The sequence below is a fragment of the Phytoactinopolyspora endophytica genome (assembly GCF_004138495.1).
Classification (GTDB): Bacteria; Actinomycetota; Actinomycetes; order Jiangellales; family Jiangellaceae; genus Phytoactinopolyspora; species Phytoactinopolyspora endophytica.
On sequence record NZ_ML142851.1, the window covers coordinates 541949 to 545233 of the forward strand.

2 protein-coding genes and 1 pseudogene are annotated in these 3285 nt (G+C 64.3%); 1 reads left to right on the top strand and 2 read right to left on the bottom strand.

From position 1 onward, the window contains the following. Together ELR45_RS34810 and ELR45_RS08365 are read right to left on the bottom strand one after the other, a co-directional pair. A pseudogene (locus tag ELR45_RS34810) lies at positions 1-1140 on the bottom strand (hypothetical protein); the annotation flags it as partial. Positions 1141-1569: 429 nt separating this feature from the next. Continuing rightward, positions 1570-1962 carry a hypothetical protein gene (locus ELR45_RS08365; RefSeq protein WP_129665012.1) on the bottom strand — a complete coding sequence of 131 codons (393 nt, stop codon included), beginning with the start codon at positions 1960-1962 and terminating at the stop codon, positions 1570-1572. A 688-nt stretch (positions 1963-2650) separates the two neighbouring features. Between ELR45_RS08365 and ELR45_RS34815 the strand changes: the two genes are divergently transcribed. Further along, positions 2651-2812, top strand: a complete 162-nt coding sequence (locus tag ELR45_RS34815; protein ID WP_165367592.1) for a hypothetical protein — start codon at positions 2651-2653, stop codon at positions 2810-2812. The last annotated feature ends 473 nt before the right edge of the window (positions 2813-3285 follow it).

A 3285-nucleotide genomic window follows, 5' to 3' on the forward strand; every position in this document is an offset into this window, starting at 1 on the left:
GTTATTCAGCGACGTGGCGAGGTCGGGCTCGTAGGTTGCGGGGTTCGCCGCAGCTAGCCGTCGCAGATCGACGACACGCTGGCCTTCTAGGGTGAGTGCGAGCGGGCTTAAAACCAGGTCCGGACGAGTGGGTAAGGCATTCAACGCAGCTGGAAGTACGGCCGTATCGGGTGGAACGACGGTAACAGCCCGAGCGACAGCCGCTGCCAGTGTCGTGCGGCTGAGTAGCCGGTCGAGGTCGGGTTCGTTGGCGACCTGGTCATGAGCCGCCACGCACAGCCGTTCCAGGACCTCGGTGAACACACCGCTCAGGGCCTCCTTGAGCGGAGCATGGTCGGCGGCGGCTCGCGAATAGATGTCCAGTGGTTGTATCACGCTGTCGGGCCGGGACCGGTCCAGCACCCCCGCGAGCACGGTGGGCTGGTCGGCGAAACACGAAGCTGTCAGGTGCTCCGCAAGCAGATCCGGCTCCAGTGGACTCCACCACCGTGGTCCCGGATAGAGCTCATGCGCCCAGCGCGCCAGCTGGCCGAGACGTTCTGCCGGTGCGTCGACCAAATCCGGCACTAGGCGCAGAAGCTCGATTGCCTCCGCCTCATTGTCAGCCCCCGCTAACGTGGCCAGAGCGACTACTCGTTCTCGAAGTACCCGGTCTGACTCGAGCCTGCTAGCGGCGCTGGCCCAGGCCCAGTACCGGTCCTCGTGGGCCGAGAGCTCGTGCAGCAACTCTTCGCGGACTCTTGGCACAGAGGATGACTGCCCATGAACGGAGAGGAACGCTGCCACGAGGACGAGCAGCGGCGTGTCGAACGTCTCGGAGCGGAGCGTTTCCGTCGGCAGTTCCGTGGGCTGCGGTAGCGCAGCCCGATCAGCGAACTTGTCCGCGGCCATGCGGAACAGGCGCACTCGATGAGGCAGGTCGAAAGGAAGATCCTCTACAACCAACTCGTCCATTCGGTCCAGGGCCGCGTCTAGTAGGTCGCCACGAGAGCGCAACGCCTCGGTCCAATCACCGCCCCGCCGCGGCGCCGCGCGTACCAGCAACAGCACTCTTACCGGCGACTCCTCCCTAGCCTCGGCAGCCAAGGCCGGCATCACGATCTTCAACTGTTCAGCCCGGGTTTCCGCGTAATCGATCACGATAAGACGGGGGACGGGTACATCCGCCAGTCTCTCCAAGGCCGCCGCATCAGCATGCGTCGACAGCATCCCGCATAGCCACCCATCCGAAGCCGCCATGTGTTCGCACTGCTCGGCTGCCAGCCTGGTCTTCCCCGATCCGCCCCTCCCGCCAACTATCAACCCAGCGAACGGAGTATCTGCCTCCAACCATTTCGCTAATGTCTCGCGCTCGCCGGCCCGGGCCAGGTACGGCACCACCCCTGCGCGTGCCCGCAACAACCGAGCCGGCGAGCGCACTGTGGTGCCCACGGGCACCAACGCAGGCTCCAGAGGGACCTTGCGGACGTGACCGCCGAAAGTAACGTGGATAGTTGACCCGATGACATGGGAAATCTGGACGTTCTGATTTCCCCGGGCTCCCTGCCTTGCCACCAGCTGGCCTCTGGCCTACGGGTTCGACGGTGGTGACTGCCCATAGTTCACACGGATATCTGAGTTGCTCGCTCCGGCCACTTGTACGTTCTGGTTGCCCCACGCTGTCTGCAGCACTGACCCCACCTCTACCCCGGCCTGCTGGGACTCCGTTACCAAGGCCTCTAACTCGCCGCGAAGTTGCGGGTCCGCGTCCGTCAGGTGGTCGAGCGCTGCCGCCAACTCCTCCATCCGCGACGGGCTGTCCGGCACCTCCTCCAACTTTCCCAATGCCGCGGTGGCGGCCTCGGTCTCGGGCTTGGACAAGCGGCCACGAAGCCCCTCGACTAGCCGGGCAAGACCAGCGCCCGCCCCATCAGCGGCGCGCTCGCCTGTGCGTTCGACCGCCTTCACAACCAAGGCTGTCACGACAGCCCCCAAGCTCAACGACACAGGATCCACCGCTGCCCCCAACAAATGTGCGATCGACGTAACCAAGAGAGACTGTACTGGCTTGCGACATCTCCGCAACCATTCTTGTGATCTTGTGGTGGGCGGAACTCGCCGACAATGCGATGACGGCGTGACGCCGACGCCCCGTGCAAGCTTGGGCAGTAACCCGTGTCAACCGGATGAATCATCCAGCTAGCGGAGGATCTGTCGGCGTCTACTGGCCGCAAGCTTTCCCGGCCGATCGGGCGATTGGTCATTCCAAGACGGGCGACGGGTGGGCCTCGGCCTTGCCTTTCTCGGCTTTCCTGCTGCGGCGCGGGTCGCGAGCGTGATTGCTGTGCTGGCGAGGAGGACGGCCAAGAGGGCGCCGACGGTGTTCATCGTCCAGTCTGTGGTGTCGCAGGCGCGCCCAGATCGGGGGCCTGGAGGCCTCGATTGCGGCGGAGAGGACCGCACCGGCCGTGAGCATCAACAGCGGTCGCCGTGGTCAGCGCGGCGAAGAAGACCGGCGGAAAGAACAGCGCCACGTTGGCCAGTAGTTCCACCCTGCCCAACGTTGGCACACGTGGAACCGAATCGCGTCGGTGACATCGTCCCCGCGTCTTGACGTCGGAACAAGGGTCAGCACGATGACCGGCAGCATGGACAGTACGGCGAGGATCCGGTGCCCGTACTGGCGGGCGCGCAGGATCAGGTAGCCGACGCTGGCACAGGTGACGACGATCAGGAGCACGTCACCGGCATCCGCGCCGAGTATTCGACCAGGAAGTTGGCGATCACATTGGAGCTATTCCACGGCCCTGATGTCGGTGAGGTACAGACCTAGAGTCGACGCGCCTGCCGTTCGACTGTTCGGTGGGTGAACTCGGACCTTGTTGTGCGGTTGCTCCTGGAGCGCAAGCAGGAGTACCCGACCTGGGACGGCCGTGCGCGGGGCGTGTCCCATCAATGATCGGCACGAGGTTTGCCTCCGTGTCGTTGCGCCGCCGGCGCTACAGGATCGACTGCTTTGGTGTCGCGTCGATCGTGCGAGCCCGGTGAGCCCTTGTTGTAGCTCCAAGAGTCTGAGTTCGCCGAACATGAGCGGTTGTCGCCAGTCGTCATCGAATATCTGCGCCAAATGCGTGTCCAAGTTTCCGGCGATCTGGTGATCCATGTCGCGTTGTTCGAGGTCAAGGGCGGGTCGCATGTGGCTGTAACAACGCCCTCTCAAGGCGGTAGCGCGGGTTCGAATCCCGTCGGGGCTACTCCTGATGGATCGCCCCTCACCTGCAGAAACGCGGGTGAGGGGCGATCTTA